17 protein-coding genes are annotated in these 20176 nt (G+C 65.3%); 7 read left to right on the forward strand and 10 right to left on the reverse strand.

What is annotated here, in order from left to right; translation table 11 throughout:
* Nucleotides 1-43: 43 nt before the first annotated feature.
* Both BMI91_RS02910 and BMI91_RS02915 read right to left on the reverse strand, forming a co-directional pair.
* Nucleotides 44-1366 (reverse strand): outer membrane protein assembly factor BamB family protein, encoded by a 1323-nt coding sequence (locus BMI91_RS02910; RefSeq protein ID WP_078603897.1) that lies wholly within the window; start codon nt 1364-1366, stop codon nt 44-46.
* A 73-nt stretch (nt 1367-1439) separates the two neighbouring features.
* Nucleotides 1440-2117, reverse strand: coding sequence for a hypothetical protein (locus BMI91_RS02915; protein WP_078603898.1), 678 nt, complete (start codon nt 2115-2117; stop codon nt 1440-1442).
* Between the two features lie 197 nt (nt 2118-2314).
* Here BMI91_RS02915 and BMI91_RS02920 point away from each other — a divergent pair, with 197 nt between their 5' ends.
* Together BMI91_RS02920 and BMI91_RS02925 are read left to right on the forward strand one after the other, a co-directional pair.
* Complete coding sequence (locus BMI91_RS02920; RefSeq protein ID WP_078603899.1) at nt 2315-3493, forward strand: efflux RND transporter periplasmic adaptor subunit; 1179 nt, start codon at nt 2315-2317, stop codon at nt 3491-3493.
* A complete protein-coding gene (locus tag BMI91_RS02925; protein WP_078603900.1) occupies nt 3490-7044 on the forward strand; it encodes an efflux RND transporter permease subunit in 3555 nt (1184 codons plus the stop codon). Before BMI91_RS02920 ends, BMI91_RS02925 begins: the two co-directional genes overlap by 4 nt.
* Nucleotides 7045-7229: 185 nt before the next feature.
* Here the strand turns inward: BMI91_RS02925 and BMI91_RS02930 are convergent, their stop codons facing one another.
* A complete protein-coding gene (locus BMI91_RS02930; RefSeq protein ID WP_078603901.1) occupies nt 7230-9077 on the reverse strand; it encodes an ABCB family ABC transporter ATP-binding protein/permease in 1848 nt (615 codons plus the stop codon).
* Nucleotides 9078-9214: 137 nt separating this feature from the next.
* Nucleotides 9215-10687: a LysM peptidoglycan-binding domain-containing protein gene (locus tag BMI91_RS02935; RefSeq protein WP_158522072.1), complete on the reverse strand. Its 1473-nt coding sequence runs from the start codon at nt 10685-10687 to the stop codon at nt 9215-9217.
* 147 nt (nt 10688-10834) lie between these two features.
* Here BMI91_RS02935 and BMI91_RS02940 point away from each other — a divergent pair, with 147 nt between their 5' ends.
* On the forward strand, nt 10835-11389 hold the full coding sequence (locus tag BMI91_RS02940) for an LOG family protein (RefSeq protein ID WP_078519596.1): 555 nt from the start codon (nt 10835-10837) through the stop codon (nt 11387-11389).
* Here BMI91_RS02940 and rarD read toward each other — a convergent pair.
* Nucleotides 11375-12316, reverse strand: coding sequence for an EamA family transporter RarD (rarD, locus tag BMI91_RS02945; protein ID WP_078603903.1), 942 nt, complete (start codon nt 12314-12316; stop codon nt 11375-11377). The two genes, BMI91_RS02940 and rarD, sit on opposite strands and share 15 nt — an antisense overlap.
* A 133-nt stretch (nt 12317-12449) precedes the next feature.
* Between rarD and BMI91_RS02950 the strand changes: the two genes are divergently transcribed.
* Nucleotides 12450-13295, forward strand: coding sequence for a DUF1206 domain-containing protein (locus BMI91_RS02950; protein ID WP_078603904.1), 846 nt, complete (start codon nt 12450-12452; stop codon nt 13293-13295).
* Nucleotides 13296-13506: 211 nt separating this feature from the next.
* On the opposite strand, the gene BMI91_RS02955 is transcribed toward BMI91_RS02950, so the two are convergent.
* The 5 genes from BMI91_RS02955 to BMI91_RS02975 form a co-directional block, all read right to left on the reverse strand.
* The gene (locus tag BMI91_RS02955; RefSeq protein ID WP_078519599.1) at nt 13507-13962 is read right to left on the reverse strand and encodes a baeRF12 domain-containing protein; all 456 of its coding nucleotides are present in this window, start codon (nt 13960-13962) and stop codon (nt 13507-13509) included.
* Nucleotides 13962-14189, reverse strand: a complete 228-nt coding sequence (locus tag BMI91_RS02960) for a hypothetical protein (protein WP_078519600.1) — start codon at nt 14187-14189, stop codon at nt 13962-13964. Before BMI91_RS02960 ends, BMI91_RS02955 begins: the two co-directional genes overlap by 1 nt.
* Before the next feature lie 159 nt (nt 14190-14348).
* A complete protein-coding gene (locus BMI91_RS02965) occupies nt 14349-14948 on the reverse strand; it encodes a superoxide dismutase (RefSeq protein WP_078546351.1) in 600 nt (199 codons plus the stop codon).
* A gap of 102 nt (nt 14949-15050) precedes the next feature.
* A complete protein-coding gene (locus BMI91_RS02970; protein WP_078603905.1) occupies nt 15051-15896 on the reverse strand; it encodes a DMT family transporter in 846 nt (281 codons plus the stop codon).
* A 349-nt stretch (nt 15897-16245) separates the two neighbouring features.
* Nucleotides 16246-17265, reverse strand: coding sequence for a ribose-phosphate pyrophosphokinase (locus BMI91_RS02975; RefSeq protein ID WP_078519603.1), 1020 nt, complete (start codon nt 17263-17265; stop codon nt 16246-16248).
* A 111-nt stretch (nt 17266-17376) separates the two neighbouring features.
* Between BMI91_RS02975 and BMI91_RS02980 the strand changes: the two genes are divergently transcribed.
* From BMI91_RS02980 to radA, 3 genes are read left to right on the forward strand one after another with little or no spacing between them, the layout of a single operon-like run.
* Nucleotides 17377-17976 carry a 2-hydroxychromene-2-carboxylate isomerase gene (locus BMI91_RS02980; RefSeq protein WP_078603906.1) on the forward strand — a complete coding sequence of 200 codons (600 nt, stop codon included), beginning with the start codon at nt 17377-17379 and terminating at the stop codon, nt 17974-17976.
* A complete protein-coding gene (locus BMI91_RS02985) occupies nt 17977-18792 on the forward strand; it encodes an alpha/beta fold hydrolase (protein ID WP_078603907.1) in 816 nt (271 codons plus the stop codon).
* Between the two features lie 4 nt (nt 18793-18796).
* Nucleotides 18797-20161: a DNA repair protein RadA gene (radA, locus tag BMI91_RS02990; RefSeq protein ID WP_078603908.1), complete on the forward strand. Its 1365-nt coding sequence runs from the start codon at nt 18797-18799 to the stop codon at nt 20159-20161.
* Nucleotides 20162-20176: the final 15 nt, after the last annotated feature.

Here is a 20176-nt window from a genome sequence, read left to right on the forward strand (position 1 = left end):
CTCCTTGGGCGGTCGTAAGCGGCCCCCTTACACCCTAAAGGGCTCACTGAAAAGCGTGCAGTTTCCCATCGCCGCCGACGACGTAGAGGGTGCGCCCCGCCACGACCGGATCGGTCGCAGCCCCGCCCGGGATCTTCGCCTGGCCGATCAGGCTGCCGTCGATCGGGCTGAAGACGCGCAGCACGCCGTCGGAAGACGCGACGAACAGCTTGTTGCCAGCGAGAACCGGGCCGTAGCTCGCGACGATGTCACGCTGACGCTTCGGCTTGTCCTTGGTGTAGTACGGCAGGTCCTTGGACCAGATCTGATCGCCGGTCTTGGAATCGAGACGCACGATCTTGCCCTGATCCGAGACCAGGAAGATCGAGCCGCCCGCAACCTGCACGGGGCTGTTGGCCCCTTCGGTCGCGGTCCAGATCCGCTCGCCGGAATTCACGTCGAAGGCCGCCAGCTTGCCCGCCGAGGAGCCCGCATAGACGGTATCGCCCACCACGACCGGATCGCCGGTCAGGTCAACGATATTGGCGTAGCCCACGCCCGGACGTGCGCCCGGCACTTTGGAGTTCCACATCTGCATCCCGCTTTGCGGCAGGACGCCGCTCAGGAAGCCCGAGGAGAACGGGAAGATCACCATGCGATCGGTGACGGCAGGCGAGGAGACGCCGGTCATGCCCGAAGCCGACGGCGCACCCGGCACTTGCCAGATTTCCTTGCCGTCGCTGGCGCGGATCGCCCAAGCCGAAGAGTCGCGCGCGACCACATAAACCACGCCGTTCTTCACGGTCGGCGCACCGCCGATGCCTGCGTCGAAATATTGCCGCCACTTGATGCCGCCGGTGGCTGCGTCGATCGCGACGAGCTCGGCGAAATCGGAGGTCACATAAACCGTGCCGTTGGCATAGGCCACGCCGCCGCCCGAGGCATCGCCCTGACGGTCGCCCGGAGGCGTGATGTCGGTCTGCCAGACGCGCCCGCCATTCGTCGCGGTCGCGGTCACGCGGGCCTGACTGTCGAGCGTATAGACCTTGCCGCCACCCACGATCGGATCGGCGGTGATGCGGTAGCGGCGCGCATTGCCCGACCCGATATCGGCAGACCAGACCGGCGTCGTGCCATTGCCGAGCGCCGCATTGAACAGGCTATGGGTCGCCGAACCAGCCCGCTGCGGCCACTCGGCATTGCCCACCTGACGGGGCAGCGAGATCGGCAGCGATTTCTGGGCGGGCGCATCGGCCAGCGGCAGCCCCTCTTCGGCGCGCAGCGCGTCGCGGGGCGAGAGACGCTCGCCGGGAAGGATCGTTTCCTTGGTACAGCCTGCCACGAAAGCCGCCACACTCAGCACGCAGATCGTCTTGCTCAGCTTCACGCCCGTTCCCCCTGCCTGTCTCGGCTCTCTTGCAGTGCCCGCACGCCCGATAAAGGCGCGCCGGTTCAACCCTTTACTCTTGCGGTGCCGGAGCGGACTGCCCCGGCTGGGTCGGCACTTCGCCACCCAGCGCCACAATCAACTCTGTCGCGCGTTGTTGCAAGCCCGGCGTGAGGCCGGCGTCCTGAAGAATTTGCTGGGCGATCGAGATCGCGCCGTCCGTGTCGCCGGATGCGACGGCTGCGGCCGCCTGCTGCTCCATCGCCAGAAGGCGGTAGGGTGCGCCGGGGGTGGCCAGTTCCTGCAGCATCGCATCGCGCTTGGCGGCGTCCATCTTGTCGCCCGCCGCGATCACCGCCTTGAGCTTCGCGAGATCGCTGATCGAGCGCGGCAGGTCCTGCTCGGCGCTTACCGCGTCGAAGAACTTGATCGCCTCGTCGGGCTTGCCCGCCTCGATCGCGGCGTCGCCCTGCATGATCTTGAGAACCGCGGTGCGGCCGGGACCGTCGGGCGTTACCTTGGCGAGATCGGCGCTGGTGGCGTCACCGTTCACGGCCGCCATCACCTGATCGCCAAAGGCGCGCGCATCGGCCTCGGTCTTTTCCTTCTGCCACGCATTCCAAGCGGTGCCGCCGACGATCGCGAGGATGATCACCGCGCCGATCCAGCCCCATTTCTTGAACGCCGCCCAGAGCTTGTCCTGACGCACGGCATCGGTGACTTCGTCGATGAAACTGTCGGTATCACTCACGCGCGGGTCTCCTCGTAGCTTTGGCGCCCCTCTTACACGGCTCCCCCGGCGCTGCCAAGGGCCGCACGAACCGCTCTGCTCACGCGGGTCCTTGAGGAATGCAAGCCTTGAGATCACGCGTCGCTCTCGGTAAGTTGAACGCTGCGGTTCAGTCCCCATTTTGGCGAGACGCCGTGTCCACATACAGGAGCCCGCCGATGCGTCCGGTCCCGATCCTTAACGCGATCCTCGTTCTTGTCGCGCTCTACCTTCTGGTGTTCGAGCGCGACCGCCTGATGGGCTATCTCGGCGATGCCGCGACGCCTGCCGAGCAAGCGCAGCAGGTCGAGGAAACCGGCACCCCCGCCGTACCGGTGCAGGCGATGGTCTCGACCGCGCAGCCGCTCGATCAGGGCGTTCTCACGCGCGGGCAGACCGAGGCCGCGCGCCGCGTGGAGGTGCGCTCCGAGACGACGGGCAAGGTGATTTCCGAACCGCTCGGCAAGGGCGCGCAGGTCGAAAAAGGTCAACTGCTGTGCAAGCTCGATCCCGGCACGCGGCCCGCAGCACTGGCCGAGGCGCAGGCCCGGCTGGCGGAAGCACGGCTCAACGCCACCGCCGCCGAGAAGCTGAAAGAGGGCGGCTACCGGTCGGAGACCTCCACCGCCTCCGCGCAATCGGCGCTCGAAGCGGCCAGCGCCGCCGTCGGGGCCGCGCAGACGGAACTGGCGCGGCTCGAGATCACCGCGCCCTTTGCCGGGATGATCGAAGAAGACACCGCAGAACTCGGTGCGCTTCTCTCGGCGGGCGGGCTTTGCGCCACCGTGATCCAGCTCGATCCGATCAAGCTGGTGGGATACGTCCCCGAGACCGAGATCGACCGGGTCAAGACCGGCGCGATGGTCGGCGCACGGCTTGCGACCGGGCGCGAGGTGATGGGCAAGGTCACCTTCGTCTCGCAATCGGCGGATGCCGCCACGCGCACCTTCCGCATCGAGGCCGAAGCGCCCAATGGCGACCATTCGATCCGCGAGGGCCAGACGGTCGAGATGATCATCGCGGCCGACGGGACCAAGGCACATTTCCTGCCCGCCTCCGCGATGACGCTGAACGATCAGGGCAAGCTGGGCGTGCGGCTCGCGGTGGACGGCGTGGCCCGTTTCGCCCCGGTCGACTTCCTGCGTGACACGCCCGAGGGCGTCTGGCTGGCGGGCCTGCCGGAGAGCGCGACGGTGATCGTGGTCGGGCAGGATTACGTGACCGAAGGCTCGCCCGTGGCCGTGACGCTCGTCGAGCACGCGCCGGGCGATGCGGCCCAAGACACGCCAGCCCCCATGACGCCCGCCCCGCAAACCGATGGCGGTGCCACAGACGCCACTGACGGGGCCGCGCAATGACCGGCATCGTCGATTGGGCCGCAGCACGCGCGCGGATGGTGATCGCCTTCGTGGCGATCTCGATCCTCGCGGGGCTGACCGCCTATCTGAGCCTGCCCAAGGAGGGCGAGCCGGATATCGAGATTCCGATGCTGTTCATCTCGGTCCCCTTCCCCGGCATCTCGGCCACCGATTCCGAGAAGCTGCTGGTCAAGCCGATGGAGACCGAACTGGCCGGGCTCGACGGGCTGGACAAAATGACCGGCATCGCGAAGGAGAATTATGCGGGGCTGATGCTCGAATTCGACTTCGGCTGGGACAAGACGAAGATCATCGCCGATGTGCGCGATGCGATGAACACTGCCGAGGGCAAATTCCCAGACGGGGCCGAAAAGTATTCGATCAACGAGATCAATTTCTCGGAGTTTCCGATCGTCGTGGTGACGCTTTCGGGCAACGCGCCCGAGCGCACCCTGCAAAAGCTTGCCCGCGAATTGCAGGACGAGGTCGAGGGGCTGGAGCCGGTGCTGGAAGCCCAGATCGCAGGCCAACGCGACGAGATGCTGGAAGTGGTGATCGATCCTCTGAAGCTGGAGGCCTATAACGTCACAGCCCCCGAGCTGATCAATGTCGTGCAGGCCAATAACCAGCTGATCGCGGCGGGCGAGGTGGAGACCGATGGCGGCGCGTTTTCAGTGAAGATCCCCGCCACCTTCGAGACCGCGCAGGATGTCTATGCGCTGCCGGTGAAGAAGAACGGCGAAAGCGTCGTGACGCTTGGCGATCTGGCCGATATCCGCCTGACCTTCGAGGACCGCACCGGCACCGCGCGCTTCAATGGCGAGCCGACGGTGGCGCTGCAGATCGTCAAGCGCAAAGGCTACAACGTCATCGACACGGTGGACCTGCTGCGCAAGACCGTGGCCGAGACCGAGAGCAAATGGCCCGAGCCGCTGCAACGCGCCGTCGATGTGGGCATCTCGCTCGATCAGTCCAAAACCGTGGGCGCGATGGTCAGCCAGCTCGAAGGCTCGGTGTTGACCGCGATCGCGCTGGTGATGATCGTGGTGCTGGCGACGCTGGGAACGCGCTCGGCGCTGCTGGTGGGCTTCGCAATCCCGACGTCGTTCCTGCTGACCTTCCTGCTGCTGGGCGCAATGGGCGTGCCGATCTCGAATATCGTGATGTTCGGCCTGATCCTCGCGGTGGGGATGCTGGTCGATGGCGCGATCGTGGTGGTGGAATATGCCGACAAGCGGATTTCCGAAGGCTCCGGCCCGATGGCCGCCTATACGGAAGCCGCGAAGCGCATGTTCTGGCCGGTCGTGTCGTCCACTGCGACGACGCTCTGCGCCTTCCTGCCGATGCTGTTCTGGCCGGGCGTGCCGGGCGAGTTCATGGGGATGCTGCCGGTCACAATCATCTTCGTGCTCTCGGCCTCGCTGGTCGTGGCGTTGATCTACCTGCCCGTCGTGGGCGGCGTCGCGGGCCGGATGAGCCGCCGTCTGGACATGGGCGCGCGGGTCATCAAAGGCTGGCCGTACGGGCTGCGCCTGCTGCTTGCCGTAGTCTCGGCCGGACTCGTCTTCCTCGGCGCGCTCCTGACGCTCAACCCGGCCTTCTTCTCGGGCACGCATACCGCCTCGGGCAATCTTCTGGCCTCGCTGCCCGGCGTGATCCTGTTCGTGATCGCGACGCTGCTCAGCTCGATCACCTTCACGGCGGCCAAGCCGCAAGGCAAACCGAAGCCCATCGAGGCGGGCTATCGCCGCCGCCCCTTCGGCCATTTCACCGCCGCCATCGCGGGCAATCCGATCATGCCGCTGATCGTGGTCGCGGTGATCGTGACCGGCGTCGTCATGACCTTCGGCTATTACGGCAAGAACAATAACGGCACCCAGTTCTTCACCGACAGCGAGGTCGAACAGGCGATCGTCTATATCCGGGGCCGCGGCAACCTCTCGCTGACCGAGAAGGACGCGCTGCTGCAGGAAGCCGAAAACATGGTGATCGGCACGCCCGGCGTGGGCGCGGTCTTCTCCTTCGCGGGCGAAGGCGGGCTGAACCAGAACAATGGCGGGGCCAGCGCGCCGCGCGACACGATCGGCCAGATTCAGGTCGAGATGATCCCCTGGGCCGAGCGCAAGGACGACCCGGCGCTCGATGGCGATGTGGTGATGGAGAAGATCATGGCGAAGATCGCCACGATCCCCGGCATCCAGTCCGAATATCTCGCTCAGGATCGCGGGCCGTCCTCCGGCAAGCCGATCCAGCTCCGGCTCGAGGGCGATGATTTCGCGGCGCTCGACAAGGCCGTGCGGCAGGTCGAGGCACATATGGCGGATATGAAGGGCGTCACCGCGATCGAAGACACCCGCCCCCTGCCCGGCATCGACTGGGTGATCGACGTGGACGTGACCCGCGCAGGTCGCTTTGGTGCCGATGTGGCGACGGTGGGCGGCATGGTGCAGCTGGTGACGCGCGGCATCCTGCTCGACACGATGCGCGTGCCCTCATCCGACGAGGAGATCGAGATCCGCGTGCGCCTGCCCGAGGAAGACCGGGTTCTGTCGACCCTCGACACGCTGAAGCTGCGCACCTCCGAGGGGCTGGTGCCGCTCGCGAATTTCATCACCCGCACGCCCGCCCCCAAGCTGGGCCAGATCGACCGGATCGACCAGACCCGCTATTACGACATCAAGGCCGGGGTCGAAGAGGGCCTCACCAATGACGAAGGCCAGCCGATCACCGGCAACGAGCGGATCGCGGCACTGGGAGAGTGGCTCGATACCGAGACCACCCTGCCGCCGGGCGTCAGCTATGAATGGTCCGGCGATCTGGTCGAGCAGAACGAGAGCCAGGACTTCCTGATGACCGCCTTCGGCGGCGCGCTGGCGCTGATGTTCGTGATCCTGCTCGCGCAGTTCAACAGCTTCTACAATTCAGTGCTGGTGCTGCTGGCGGTCGTACTGTCCACGGCAGGCGTGCTGATCGGGATGCTGGTGATGGGTCAGCAATTCTCGATCATCATGACCGGCGTCGGCATCGTCGCACTGGCGGGGATCGTGGTGAACAACAACATCATCCTGATCGACACCTATCAGGAATTCTCGCGCTACATGCCCGAGCTCGAGGCGATCATCCGCACCGCCGAGGCCCGCCTGCGGCCCGTGCTGCTGACCACGATCACCACGATGGCAGGGCTCGCGCCGATGATGTTCGGCCTGTCGCTCGATTTCTTCAATGGCGGCTATTCGATCGACAGTCCGACGGCGCTCTGGTGGAAGCAACTGGCGACGGCGGTGGTGTTCGGCCTTGGCACCGCGACGGTGCTGACGCTTGTGCTGACGCCCGCGCTGCTGGCAATCCGGGTCTGGTTCAACACCGGCGCCTATCGCGGGACCAAGGCGCTTTCGGCACTTATGCAGGGCATCGACAGCCGGGCCGCCCGCGACCTCGCGCTGGAGCGTGCGATGCGCAAGATGCGTGGCCGCGAGATCATCTGGGAGGATGGCGAACCCGAAGGCGGCGTGAAGCCGCATCTGGTGACACGGCCCGACGCGGCGGAGTGAAGCTGCGAAAATGCCCGGGCGGCTAGCCCGGGCGGCTAGCCCGGGCCGCGCCCGACCCTCCCCCCGGGAGGGCGCATTGGCGATGTCGGAGCAGGCACGACCGACCTGCGGGCTTTCGAGATAAAGCGCCAAGCCTCGCAGGGATGGGCGCGCCCACCCAAGGGTCGAGTGCGGCCCTTCACGCCTTACGCCGCCCCTTGCTCTGCCTCGTCTTCCTCTTCCGCCGATTGCCGCGCCCACATCGAGGCGTAGCGGCCACGCTGTGCCAGCAACTCCTCGTGGCGTCCGCGCTCGATGATCTCGCCCTTGTCGAGCACGAGGATCTGATCGGCATCCGCGATAGTCGACAGTCGGTGCGCGATGGTGATCACCGAGCGCCCCTCGCCCATCGCCTTCAGGCTCATCTGGATGTCGCGTTCGGTCTGCGTATCGAGCGCCGAGGTCGCCTCATCGAGCAACAAGATCGGCGGATTCTTCAGGATCGTGCGTGCGATACCCACCCGCTGCTTTTCGCCGCCAGAAAGCTTCAGACCGCGCTCGCCCACGGCCGTGTCATAGCCTTCGGGCAGGCTCAGCACGAAGTCATGGATGCGCGCCGCCTTCGCGGCCGCCACGATCTCTTCGTCCGACGCATCGGCGCGCCCATAGGCGATGTTGTAGCGGATGGTGTCGTTGAACAGCACGGTATCCTGCGGCACCACGCCGATCGACTGCTGCAGACTCTCCTGCGTCACATCGCGCAGGTCCTGCCCGTCGATGCGGATCGCGCCGCCGGTCACCTCGTAGAAGCGAAACAGCAGGCGCCCGATCGTCGACTTGCCCGAGCCCGAGGGCCCGACCAGCGCCACGGTCTGGCCAGCGGGCACGTCGAAGGAAATCCCCTTCAGGATCGGTCGCGTCGGGTCATAGGCGAATTCAACATGGTCGAAGCTGATATGCCCGCCTTTCACTTTCAGAACATCTGCATCCTCTTTGTCCTGAATTTCGGCCGGTTGCTGCAACAGATCGAACATTTCGCCCATATCGACCAGCGCCTGCCGGATCTCGCGATAGACCGTGCCGAGGAAGCCCAGCGGCATGGTGATCTGGATCATGTAGGCCTGCACCATGACGAAATCGCCGACCGTCAGCGTGCCCGCCTGCACCTGCATCGCGGCCATGACCATCACCGTCACGAGCCCGATCGTGATGATCAGCGTCTGGCCCGCATTGAGCGCCGCGAGCGACTGGCCGGTCTTCACCGCCATCGACTCGTAGCCCTTCATTGACTCGTCGTAGCGTTCCGCCTCGCGCTTGGCCGCGCCGAAATATTTCACCGTCTCGAAGTTCAGCAGGCTGTCGATCGCCTTCTGGTTCGCCGCCGTATCGGCCTTGTTCATCTCGCGCCGGATGTTCACGCGCCACTCGGTGACCTTGAAGGTGAACTTGATATAGGCCGCGATGGTGACCAGCACGACCGCGGCATAGCGCCAGTCGAAGACCACCGCGAAGATGATCGCCACCAGCGTCAGCTCGACGATCAGCGGGCCGACCGAGAACAGCATGAAGCGCAGCAGGAACTCGACGCCTTTCACCCCGCGTTCGATGATCCGGCTGAGGCCGCCGGTTTTGCGGGTGATGTGATAGCGCAGGCTCAGCTGATGCATATGGGTGAAGGTCTGCAGCGCCAGATGACGCAGCGCGCGTTGCGCCACCTTCACGAAGATCGCATCGCGCAGCTCGCCGAAGGCCACGGTCATCAGGCGCGCGACGCCGTAAGCCACGGTGATCGCCACCGCCCCCATGCCCAGCGCCCAGGCCGCCGAGGTGCCCTCGCCCGAGAGCGCGTTGACCGCCTCGCGATAGACGAAAGGCGTCGAGACCGAGATGATCTTGGCGATAACCAGCATCACCATCGCGAAGACGACGCGGCGCTTCACCCACGGGGCTTCATGCGCCCAGAGATAGGGCAGCACCGCGCGGATCGTGCGCCAGCCGCGGGCGCGTTCCTCGGCATTCATCTTGCCCTTGGTCGTGATCTGTGCCGGAGGCATCGCGCCCTCCTCTTCCTCTTGGCTAAAATATCCCGGGGGCTCCCGTCAGGGAGCGGGGCAGCGCCCCTCACCGGGCAAACCTGCGCGCAACCTACTCGGCGGCGCGCAGGAGTCCAGCCATGCAAGAGGTCTGTGCGCTACTGCGCAGCCTCGGCGGGCTGCGCATCGGGGGCGGGAATGTCGAAGACCTGCCCCGGATAGATCAGGTCGGGGTCGCGGATCTGGTCGCGATTGGCGTCGAAGACCCGCACATAAAGGAACCCGTCGCCATAGACCTCGCGCGCGATCGCCCAGAGCGTATTGCCCTTCACGATCTGCACCACTTTCACCGCGTCGCCCACCTCTCCGGTCGCACGCACCGAAGCCGCCTGCGCACCGGTCGGATCGGCCGCGCTCGCCACGAGGATCTCGTCGGGCTGGTCGAAGCCGGTCTCGGCCCGCGCGACCACCTTGCCGGACGCATCCTGCGCGTCGATCCGCAGCTTATGCTCGCCCGTGCCCAAGCCAGGCAGGCTGAGCGACCAGCGCCCATCCGCACCCGGCTGCGCCTCGGCGACGAGCGTGTCGTCGAGATAGGCCGACAGCGTCGTGCCCTCGGGCGCGCCGCGCCCTTCGCTGCGCGCAACCTCGCCCGAGCCGAAGGAGATCGTGTCGATCACCAGATCGTCGCTTTTCGGAGCGAGCAGCCGCGCGCCATCGGCATCTGCGATGAGCGGCGCTGCCGGCGGCGTGGGTGTCGAGGGGGCCGCCTCGGTCCCAGTTGCGGCGGTCGTGCCCGCGTCAGTGTCGGTCATCGCCGCACCATCCGTCGCCGAAGCCGTCGCCCCGCCGCTTCCATCTGTCGCACCATCCGCAGCCGTTCCGGAGGTCGCACTCTCCCCTGCCGAAGCAAGGCGCTCCTGTTTCGGCTGGCCACGCAGCACGAGCGTCTCGGCACTGTCACGCGTGGTGCCATCCGCGCCGGTCACCCGCAGCGAGAGCGCGCGTGGACCATCGGAAGGCGGCAGATCGAAGAGCGAGGCGAAGCTGCCGCCGCCATCGGCCAGCGTGCTCGCCACGACTTTCCCGTCAACCAGAATATCGAGCTTGGCGCTCGGTTCGGCCCGCCCGGCGAGCGTCACCGATCCGTCGGGTGCGGCGCGTAGCGCATCGAATTGCACCTGGGCGAGCGGCTTGCCGTCCGGCGCCGCCTTTGCAGTGGTGCTGTCAGCCTCGGTGGCAGCCCCAGCGTCCGGCCCGGTGGCGGTTGCCGTGGCGGATGGCTCCGCACCAGTCTCACCAGTCGTTTCAACCAGCTTATCCGTAGGCTCCTCTGCCAGCGGAGCCACGGCACTCGCCGCATCTTCCGCTTCCTGAGCCACGGTTTCCACGCTTTGCTTTTGCGGCGCGGCGGTCCCGGAGGCCGTCTCCGCGCCCCCCTCTTGCGCCGTTTGCGGCGCCCCTGCGGAACCGGTCGCGGCGGTTGTATCTGTCCCCGATGGTTGCGCCCCTTCGCGTTCCACCGGGCGCAGAACGCCCCAAAGCACCAGCCCCAAGACCACGAGGAGCAGCGCGACCGCCCCCCCTTTCACCGCCCCGAGCCCGGTGCTCTCGACTGGTTGATCCGTCACGTTTTCATTCATTTAAGTCCCGCCTTCACGTCATCCCTCGGGGCCTGCCGCCTGTTCTTATGTGCGGCTAGGTCACCCGGTCCCTTGAGGGAACTTAGCAACCCCGGTATCACCGCTCAATAACAATGCATTTTCGGAGACACCGTCATGACCCTTCCCCGTTCCGTCTGTGTCTATTGCGGCTCTCGTTCGGGCGCGAAGCCTGCTTATGCGGCAGCAGCGCAGGAAACCGGAGAGATGCTCGCCGCGCGCGACTGGCAGCTGGTCTACGGCGCGGGCGATGTCGGGCTGATGGGAGAGGTCGCGCGCGCGGCGCAAACCGCGGGTGGGCGCACCTTCGGCGTGATCCCCGAGCATCTCTTCCCGCGCGAGGTCGGCAAGCGCGACCTGACCACCTTCGTCGTCACCGAGACGATGCACGAGCGCAAGAAGGTGATGTTCATGAATGCCGATGCGGTGGTGGTGCTGCCGGGCGGTGCGGGCTCGCTCGATGAGCTGTTCGAAGTGCTGACATGGCGCCAGATCGGCCTGCATGAGAAGCCGATCTATCTGCTCAATATCGAGGGCTACTGGGCCCCGCTCGAGGCGCTGATCGACCATATCATCGGCGAGGGCTTCGCGGATGCGTCGCTGCGCGAGCTGGTCGTGACGGTCGATAGCGTGGCGGAGCTGGAAAGCGCGCTCGTCTCAGCTTTCGCCTAAACCGCGCTGCGTGGCGGGCTGTGCCGCAGGCTGCGGGCGGCGCATCCGCAGGTTGGCGCTGGAATAGAGCGCGAGCGCCGTCCAGATCAGCCCCAGCGCAATCGCGTGCCAGATCGTGACCGTCTCGCCGAAGGCAAGCGTCGCCACCGCGAATTGCAGTGTCGGGTTGAGATATTGCACCAGCCCCACGGTCGCCATCCGCACGCGCTGCGCCGCATAGGCGAACAGCAGCAAGGGCGTACCGGTCAGCGGGCCGGAGAAGATCAGAAGCAGCGTCGTCTTCCAGTCGCCGCCGAAATGGCCTGCACCGGGCGCATTGCCCCACCAGCCCGCGTGATAGCCCCAGAGCACAATCAGCGCGACGGGCGAGAGCAGCAGCACCTCGGCGCAGACCGAGACCATCGGCCCCGCGCGCAGCCCCTTCTTGATCAGCCCGTAAGTGCCGAACGTCGCGGCAAGGATCAGCGAGACCCAAGGCGCCACGCCCAGCCCGATCGTCAGGACGATGACCGCCGTGGCCGCCAGCGCGACCGCCATCCATTGCCGCGTGCTCAGCGCCTCGCGATAGACGATCAGCCCGAGGACGACGGCGACGAGCGGGAAGATGTAATAGCCGAGTGACGCCTGCACCGCATGGCCGAAATGGACCGACCAGATGAAGGTGAACCAGTTCGCCGAGATCATAAACGCCGCTGTCGCGATCACCAGCGTTCCGCGCCCGCGACGTTCCGCCAGCGCGATCCAAAGCTCGCCAAGGCGGCCTTTCAGCCCGAGGATCACGGCGAAGAACAGGAAGGACCAGAGCGTGCGATGGGCAAGCACCTCGATCGGCGGCATCCCGTCGAGCATTTTGTAATAGAGGCCCGACAGCCCCCAGATGACGCAGGCCGTCACCATCGCCCAGAAGCCCTTGACCGCCTCGTTCATCGAAATTCCCTTCTCTCAACCGCGAGACCCTGACCGATTGGCGGGCGAAAGGAAAGGCCGCGCCTCACGGGAACCTGTGCGCTTGTCCACGCATTGGGTCTGCGTCAATTCACAGTACCGAGAGAGACCGCCAATGTCCGCTACAGACAGCCACGACCCCGACGATTTCGCTTGGGCAGTGCCCGTGATGCGCACGGGCTACGGGGGGCGCGGGCTGGTCTATCTCGTCGTCGCCGGCGTATCGCTCTGGTCGCTGTTTCATGGCGGCAGCGCCGAGGGCACCAAGCAGGTGCTGCAGAAGCTGTCGAGCGGCTGGGGCGCCGTGGTGCTGGTCGCCATCGCCCTCGGCATGGCGGCTTATGCGATCTGGCGTGTAGTCGATGCGGTTTGGGACCTCGAAGCCTATGGCGATGACATCAAAGGCTGGTTCGCGCGGATCGGCCTCGTCGTAAGTGGCCTCGTGCATTTGGGCATCGGCGGCATTGCGGTGACAGCACTGGTCGCGCGCGCCAGCGGCGACAACGGGACGAGCAAGCTGGTCTCCACGATCCTGAGCGCACCGATGGGGCGCATCGCGCTTGGCGTCATCGGGCTGATCGTGATCGGCGCGGGTGGCTACTACCTCTATAAGGGGATCACCAAGGCCTATCTGAAGCACCTGAAAGCCAACGAGGTCACCCGGCGTGCCAATATCGTGCTGCAGGCGGGGCTTGCGGCGCAGGGCGTCGTAATCGCGATCATGGGCGCGCTGATCGTCTATGCGGCCTATAGCTACGATCCCTCCAGCGCGGGCGGGCTTGGCAAGGTGTTCGAATGGCTACGCGGACACCCGTTCGGGCAGTTCCTCACCGGGGCGATCTGCGTAGGCCTTCTCGGGTTCTCCGTGTTCTGCTTCGTCAACGCGGTCTATCGGATCGTGCCGCGCGCAAGCGACCCCGATATCGAGACGCTCAAACAGAGCCTCGAGAGCGACGACTGAACCGCCTCTTCCCTCCCCATCCAACGAACGCCGCGCGGGTCTCGCGCGGCGTTTTCTTTTGTTCGGAATCGTCCGAAAAAATATTTAGTTGAGCCGTCCGTGGCGCTCGGACACCACCGCAAAGCCCCCACTTCCTTCCCAAATCTCCTATGAAAAAGCGCCGCGCGAAAACCCGCACGGCGCTTTTCCTGTCATCTTGGCGAGGCGCGGATTACGCGGTCGCGAGCTCTTCCTTCACCAGCTTTTCGATCTCGTCGCGCGGGTGGTTGGTCAGCGTCTTGTCGATCTCGGCCACCACCACGTCGGAGACTTCCTTATGCAGTGCAGAGCGGATTTCGCCCAGGACGCGCGGCGCCGCAACGATCACCAGCCGCTCGATCCGGCCCTTATGGACCATTTTGTAGAGCCGCTCGGCCAGATCGTCGGCGAAGCGCATCTTCGCCAGCTCGTGCCAGTCGGTCTCCTGGAAGGCCGAGCGATGGCCGGGGCCGTCATCGGCCATACGTCCGGGGCTGTCGGTGCCCTGCTCGTGATCCGGCGGGTTCTCCTGCTCGTCGATGCGGCGCACGACGAGGTTGGGATCCTGCTCGTCCATCATGTTTTCGAGAAACAGCGCTTTCTCGCCATCCGCGATCACAACCCAGGTGCCTTTGGAAAGCTTGGTCATCACATCTTCTCCTTTTCACCGCTGTCGCGCTCGTCACCGCCCAACGGACGGGTCGCGCCTGCCGAAGTCTCATCCAGGCGTTTCTTCTCGTCGCGGGTGCCGACCTTGCGATTGAGGTTCCCGCCCGAGCTGCCTTGCCCTTCCGGCGTCTCGATATTCTCGGGCTTCTCGCCGAGGACCTCTTCGGTTTCGCGCTTGCCGTCCTTGGAACGAATACGCTCTGCCATCACATCCTCCTCTTGGTTTCTGGTAGCTGTCAAGAAAACCGATTTGGCAGGGTCGCGGTTCCTGCTTTGCAGGCTTTCCGTTCCGGCAATCATCACGGGTACAAAAACGAAAAAGGGCGCCCCGCAGGACGCCCTTCCAATTCATTCGTTTCGCGGAAATTACATGCGCGAAGCGACGTTTTCCCAGTTCACCAGCTTGTCGAGGAAGTTCGACAGGTAGGCGGGGCGCTTGTTGCGGAAGTCGATGTAGTAGGAGTGCTCCCACACGTCGCAGCCCAGAAGCGCGGTCTGACCGAAGCACAGCGGGTTCACGCCGTTCTCGGTTTTGGTCACTTTCAGCGAACCGTCGGTGTCCTTCACCAGCCATGCCCAGCCCGAGCCGAACTGGCCCGCGCCTGCGGCGGCGAAGTCTTCCTTGAACTTGTCGACCGAGCCGAAGCTTTCGGTCAGCGCCTTTTCCAGCTCGCTCGGCATCGCCGAGTTGCCCGGACCCATCATTTCCCAGAACTGGGTGTGGTTCCAATGCTGCGAGGCGTTGTTGAAGACGCCGCTCTGCGCAACCGCGTTCGGCTGGTAGGTGCCCTTCACGATCTCTTCGACCGACTTGCCTTCCCATTCGGTACCGGCAATCGCCTTGTTGCCGTTATCGACATAGGCCTTGTGGTGAATGTCGTGGTGATATTCGAGGGTTTCCTTCGACATGCCGAGATCCGCGAGTGCGTCGTGGGCATAGGGAAGATCGGGAAGTTCAAAAGCCATGATGTCCTCTCATTAGTTCGAAGGTACGTGTGTCAAACACTAAAGAAGCGCTGGAGGTTCCGAGGTCAAGCCGTTTCCGGCCCGAAAATCCGAGAGATGCGCTCAGGTTTTTCGCCTCAGCGAGAGGGCGATCCCGCCGATCACCAGCGCCGCGGCCAGCCAGAAGCGTACCGAGGGGATTTCGGCCAGCAGCACCGCTCCGCCCAGCGCGGCGATCAAGGGCACGGAGAGTTGAGCGATGGCGGCGAGGCTCGCGGGGATTTGCGGCAGCACGCGATACCAGAGCGCATAGCCCAGCCCCGAGGTGACCGCGCCCGAGAGGATCGCGGGTGTCCAGCCCCAGCTTGCCCCCTGCCCCCAATCGCCCGCGCTCAGCATCCAGATCAGCGCAAGCGGCGTGGCGAGTGCGAAGTTGAGCGCGGTGGCGACCAGCGGATCGGTCGCGCGTCGTCCGTTGAGCGAATAGAGCCCCCAGCCGATCCCGGCGAGCGCCATCATCGCAAATCCGCGCGGGTCGATATGGGCCGCCCCCGAGGCAGGCAGCAGCAGAACCGCCAGCCCCGCAAAGGCCAGCCCCGCCCCGATCCAGCGCCAGAGCGAGATCGCCTCGCGCAGCCACAGGGCGCCCGCGAACATGGTGATCTGCACCATCCCGAACAGCGTCAGCGCGCCGACGCCCGCGTCGATCAGCCCGCTCGCAATGGAAAACCCGAAGATATAAAGCGCCAGCGTCGCGACGCCGGCGCCCAGCACCGCGCCCGGCAGGCGCAGTCCGCGTACGCCCTTCGCCCGGATCGCGAGGATCAGCAGCACCAGCGCCCCCGAGGCAAGCCGTACGAAGCCTGTCGCAGCCGGTCCCCAGCCCGCATCATGCACCGCCATCCGGTTGAGCACCGAATTGGCCGCGAAGGCGACCATGACGAGGGCGGTGAGAGCGAATAGGCGCATGCTCAAGTCATCGCCGCGCCACGCGGCGCTGTCCAGCCCGACCTTTGGCCGACGCGAAAACAATAGCTTCGACGCCCGGCCCTATACATCGCGGGACCGTTGCCGCACGATGCAGAGGCTAGGGATTGACACGGAGGAGCCGGATCATGGCGAAGAAAGCGAAGCTCAAGGAGCTGAAGCAGGAAGTGAAGACGCGCAAGGCCAAGGTCGAGCGTCAGGAAAAGAAGCTGAAAGAGGCGAAGAAGGCGCTCAAGAAAGCCTCGTAACCCGGCGCTCGGGATCGGGCGCAATGAAAAAGGCCCGGATCGCTTAGATCCGGGCCTTTTTCTTGTCTCGGGCGAACCGCGGATCAGTCGCGGGTATACATGCCCTCGTAGATCGGGACGAGCGTGTCGGTCTCGAAGAGCGACGACACAGACGTGCCCGACCAAGTGTTGAGTATCGCCTGCGCGAACATCGGCGCGGTCGGCACGATGCGGATGTTCGGGCAAGCTTTCACGGCGTCGGTCGGCTCGATCGAGTCGGTGATCACCAGCGATTTCAGCGCCGAATTGGTCACGCGCTCGACCGCCGGGCCCGACAGGACGCCGTGGGAGATATAGGCGTGAACCTCGGTCGCGCCGTGCTCCATCAGCAGATCGGCGGCCTTGCACAGCGTGCCTGCCGTGTCGACCATGTCGTCGACGATGATGCATTTCTGGCCCTTCACGTCGCCGATCACGGTCATACCAGCCACTTCGCCCGCCTTCTCGCGGCGCTTGTCGACGATGGAGAGCGGTGCGTCGATCCGCTTGGCCAGCTCACGCGCGCGGGCCACGCCGCCGACGTCGGGCGAGACGACCATGATATCGTCGGTCTGGCCTTTGAAGTTGTGCAGGATATCGAGCGCGAAGACCGGCGAGGCGTAGAGGTTGTCCACCGGAATGTCGAAGAAGCCCTGGATCTGGGCTGCGTGCAGGTCGAGCGTCAGGATGCGGTCGACGCCGGCTTCGGTCAGCAGGTTCGCGACCAGCTTGGCCGAAATCGGCGTGCGGGCCTTGGTGCGGCGATCCTGACGGGCATAGCCGAAATAGGGGATCACGGCGGTGATGCGATCGGCCGAAGAGCGTTTGAGCGCGTCGGTGATGATCAGCAGCTCCATCAGGTTGTCATTGGCCGGGTTCGAGGTCGGCTGGATGATGAACATATCCTCGCCGCGGACGTTCTCGAAAACCTCGACGAAGATCTCGCCATCGTTGAAACGCTCGACCCGCGCATCCACCAAACCGACGGACATGCCGCGATGCATCGACATGCGCCGCGCGATGGATTGCGCGAGCGGTTTGTTGGAATTTCCGGAGATGAGCTTCGGTTCAGTGACGACGGACATGGGCCAGTTCCTTCGTGACGCCGGTCAGTGCCGGCGGGATTCGCTTGATTGCGCCTGCCTTAGCACCGGGGTAGCGTGGCGGCAATTTCGACTGTCAAGAAAGTGTTATGAATGGCACGCATCGACTACTATTTCGGCACGTTCAGCCCCTGGGCCTACCTTGGCGGCCCGCGATTCGAAGAGATCGCGGCGCGTCATGGCGCTGACGTGACTTACAAACCGCTCGACCTTCTGGGCCTGTTCGACCGCACCGGCGGGGTGCGCCCGGCGCAGCGCCACCAGAGCCGGATGGAGTACCGGATGCAGGAGCTCAAGCGCTGGTCGAAGCGGCTCGGGATGGAAATGAACACCACCCCGCCCGGCTATCCGCCGAACCCCGCGCCCTCCTCTTACGCGATCATCGCAGCGCAAAAAGCGGGCGGCGGCGATGTCGGCGGGCTGGTCAACGCAATCCTGCGCGCCTGCTGGGCCGAGGATAAAGATATCGCCTCGGACGAGGTGATCCGTGAAGCGCTGGAAGCCAATGGCTTTGACGGCAATCTGGCGACCACGGGCCTCTTCGACGGCGCGGTCACCTATGAGAAGAATCTCGAGGAGGCGGTCGAGGCCGGGGTCTTCGGCTCGCCCTTCTATATCGTGACCGATACGGATGAGCGGTTCTGGGGGCAGGATCATCTGGAGCTGCTCGACGACTACCTGGGGACGCTCTGAATGCCGAGAGACCAACGACAAGGGGCCGAAGTCTTCTGGCAGAGCTTCGGTCAGGGCGAGCGTCCGGCGATCGCGATCCATTGCACGTTGGGCAGCTCGAACCTCTGGGCGAAGGCGCTGACGCCGCTGGGCCAGCAGATCCACGCCGTCGCCTTCGATCAGCCGAGCCACGGGCAATCCGCGCCGTGGCGCGGCGATGTGAGCGAGCCGGGCGGTTTCCAGACGCAGGTAACCCGCATCGCGGCCAGCTTCATAGAGCGCCCCGTGGACCTGATCGGGCATAGTTTCGGCGCCTCGGTCGCGCTGCGCATCGCGGTGGGCGCGCCAGAGGCCGTGCGCTCGCTGACGTTGATCGAGCCGGTCCTGTTCGCGGCGCTCCCCGAGGACGACCCGGATTGGCAGGATCTGCGGGCCAAGCAGGACCATTTCGAGCAATTGATGGAAGCGGGCGATTACGAGCCCGCCGCGCGCGGCTTCATGCGCGATTGGGGCACCGGCCAGCCGTGGGACAGCTATTCCGAGACGCAGCGCGAGCGCTTCACCGCGTGCATGCCGATGGTCGAGAATATCTCCCGCGCCAATTTCGAGGATCCGGCGCAGATCGCCCGGCCCGATGGGATCGAGCAGATCGACGCGCCTGCAATGATCATCCATGGCGACCGCTCGCCCGCGACGATGCCGAAGGTTGCCGAGGCGATCGCTGCGCGTCTTCCGGACGTGGGCGTGGCCTGCGTCGAGGGCGCCGGTCATATGCTGCCCGCCACCCATCCCGAGCAATGTGCGAGCCTGATCGCCGCCAATCTGGAACGTAGCTGACCTTATGGCCAAGCAATCCGCGATCTTCCGCTGTGCCGAATGCGGCGCGACGCATGCCAAATGGTCCGGGCGTTGCGACGCCTGCGGCGCGTGGAACTCGATCCACGAGGAAGCGCCGATCTCGACCACGCCCGGCTCTGGCATGAAGGGCGCGAAGGGCAAGGTGATCCCGCTCACCGCGCTCGACACGAAGGAAACCCCGCCTGCCCGCGTGAAATCGGGCATGGAAGAGTTGGACCGTGTCTTGGGCGGCGGTCTGGTCGCGGCCTCTGCCGTTCTGGTCGGCGGCGATCCGGGCATCGGGAAATCGACGCTTCTGCTGCAAGCGACGGCCAGCTTCGCCCGCAAAGGCGTGAAGGCGCTCTATATCTCGGGCGAGGAAGCGGCGAGCCAGGTGCGGATGCGCGCCCAACGGCTCGGCCTTGCCGATGCGCCGGTCGGTCTGGGCGCGGAAACGTCCCTTCGCGACATCCTGACGACGCTGGAGACCGAACGTCCCGACCTCGTGATCATCGATTCGATCCAGACGATGTGGTCGGACAATGTCGACAGCGCGCCGGGATCGGTGAGCCAGTTGCGCGCCGCCGCACACGAATTGGTGAGCTTCGCCAAAAAGCGCGGCACCGCCGTCATCTTGGTCGGCCACGTCACCAAGGAAGGCCAGATCGCGGGCCCGCGCGTAATCGAGCATATGGTCGACACGGTGCTCTATTTCGAAGGCGAGCGCGGCCACCAGTTCCGCATTCTGCGCGCGGTGAAGAACCGCTTCGGCCCGGCTTCCGAGATCGGCGTCTTCGAGATGACCGGCGCGGGTCTGGCCGAGGTCGCCAACCCTTCCGCGCTGTTCCTGTCCGAGCGCGGCCAACCCGCACCGGGCTCGGCGGTTTTCGCAGGAATCGAAGGCACGCGACCGGTGCTGACAGAGATTCAGGCGCTGGTTGCACCGTCCACGCTCGCCTCGCCGCGCCGCACCGTGGTCGGGCTCGATAGCGGACGGATTTCGACCATTCTCGCGGTGCTGGAATCGCGCTGTGGCATCCCGTTTGCGGGGCTCGACGTGTTCCTCAATGTGGCGGGCGGCATGAAAGTGGTGGAGCCAGCAGCGGACCTCGCCGCCGCCGCCGCGCTTCTTAGCGCGCGCGAAGATGTGGCACTGCCTGCGGACATGGTGATTTTCGGGGAAATCAGCCTGTCGGGCGCGCTGCGTCCCGTGGGTCAAGCGGAAAACAGGTTGAAAGAAGCGGCGAAACTTGGTTTTTCACAAGCGATCGCACCCTCGGGAACGAAAGCCGAAGGGTCGAGCGGGATGTCCCTGCGCAAGCTGGGCGATCTCGTGACATTTACCGGGGAGATGTTCGGCGCCGGTTAACGCCGAGAACACAGG

This window comes from Thioclava sediminum (assembly GCF_002020355.1).
GTDB classification, from domain to species: domain Bacteria; phylum Pseudomonadota; class Alphaproteobacteria; order Rhodobacterales; family Rhodobacteraceae; genus Thioclava; species Thioclava sediminum.

Excerpts from the sequence above, each read along its gene's own strand:
- BMI91_RS02920 (WP_078603899.1), top strand. The coding sequence starts at position 2,315 with ATGCGTCCGGTCCCGATCCTTAACGCGATCCTCGTTCTTGTCGCGCTC.
- BMI91_RS02930 (WP_078603901.1), bottom strand. The coding sequence starts at position 9,077 with ATGCCTCCGGCACAGATCACGACCAAGGGCAAGATGAATGCCGAGGAA.
- radA (WP_078603908.1), top strand. The coding sequence starts at position 18,797 with ATGGCCAAGCAATCCGCGATCTTCCGCTGTGCCGAATGCGGCGCGACG.
- BMI91_RS02955 (WP_078519599.1), bottom strand. The coding sequence starts at position 13,962 with ATGACCAAGCTTTCCAAAGGCACCTGGGTTGTGATCGCGGATGGCGAG.
- BMI91_RS02970 (WP_078603905.1), bottom strand. The coding sequence starts at position 15,896 with ATGCGCCTATTCGCTCTCACCGCCCTCGTCATGGTCGCCTTCGCGGCC.
- BMI91_RS02985 (WP_078603907.1), top strand. The coding sequence starts at position 17,977 with ATGCCGAGAGACCAACGACAAGGGGCCGAAGTCTTCTGGCAGAGCTTC.
- BMI91_RS02940 (WP_078519596.1), top strand. The coding sequence starts at position 10,835 with ATGACCCTTCCCCGTTCCGTCTGTGTCTATTGCGGCTCTCGTTCGGGC.
- BMI91_RS02965 (WP_078546351.1), bottom strand. The coding sequence starts at position 14,948 with ATGGCTTTTGAACTTCCCGATCTTCCCTATGCCCACGACGCACTCGCG.
- BMI91_RS02960 (WP_078519600.1), bottom strand. The coding sequence starts at position 14,189 with ATGGCAGAGCGTATTCGTTCCAAGGACGGCAAGCGCGAAACCGAAGAG.
- rarD (WP_078603903.1), bottom strand. The coding sequence starts at position 12,316 with ATGAACGAGGCGGTCAAGGGCTTCTGGGCGATGGTGACGGCCTGCGTC.
- BMI91_RS02950 (WP_078603904.1), top strand. The coding sequence starts at position 12,450 with ATGTCCGCTACAGACAGCCACGACCCCGACGATTTCGCTTGGGCAGTG.
- BMI91_RS02975 (WP_078519603.1), bottom strand. The coding sequence starts at position 17,265 with ATGTCCGTCGTCACTGAACCGAAGCTCATCTCCGGAAATTCCAACAAA.
- BMI91_RS02925 (WP_078603900.1), top strand. The coding sequence starts at position 3,490 with ATGACCGGCATCGTCGATTGGGCCGCAGCACGCGCGCGGATGGTGATC.
- BMI91_RS02980 (WP_078603906.1), top strand. The coding sequence starts at position 17,377 with ATGGCACGCATCGACTACTATTTCGGCACGTTCAGCCCCTGGGCCTAC.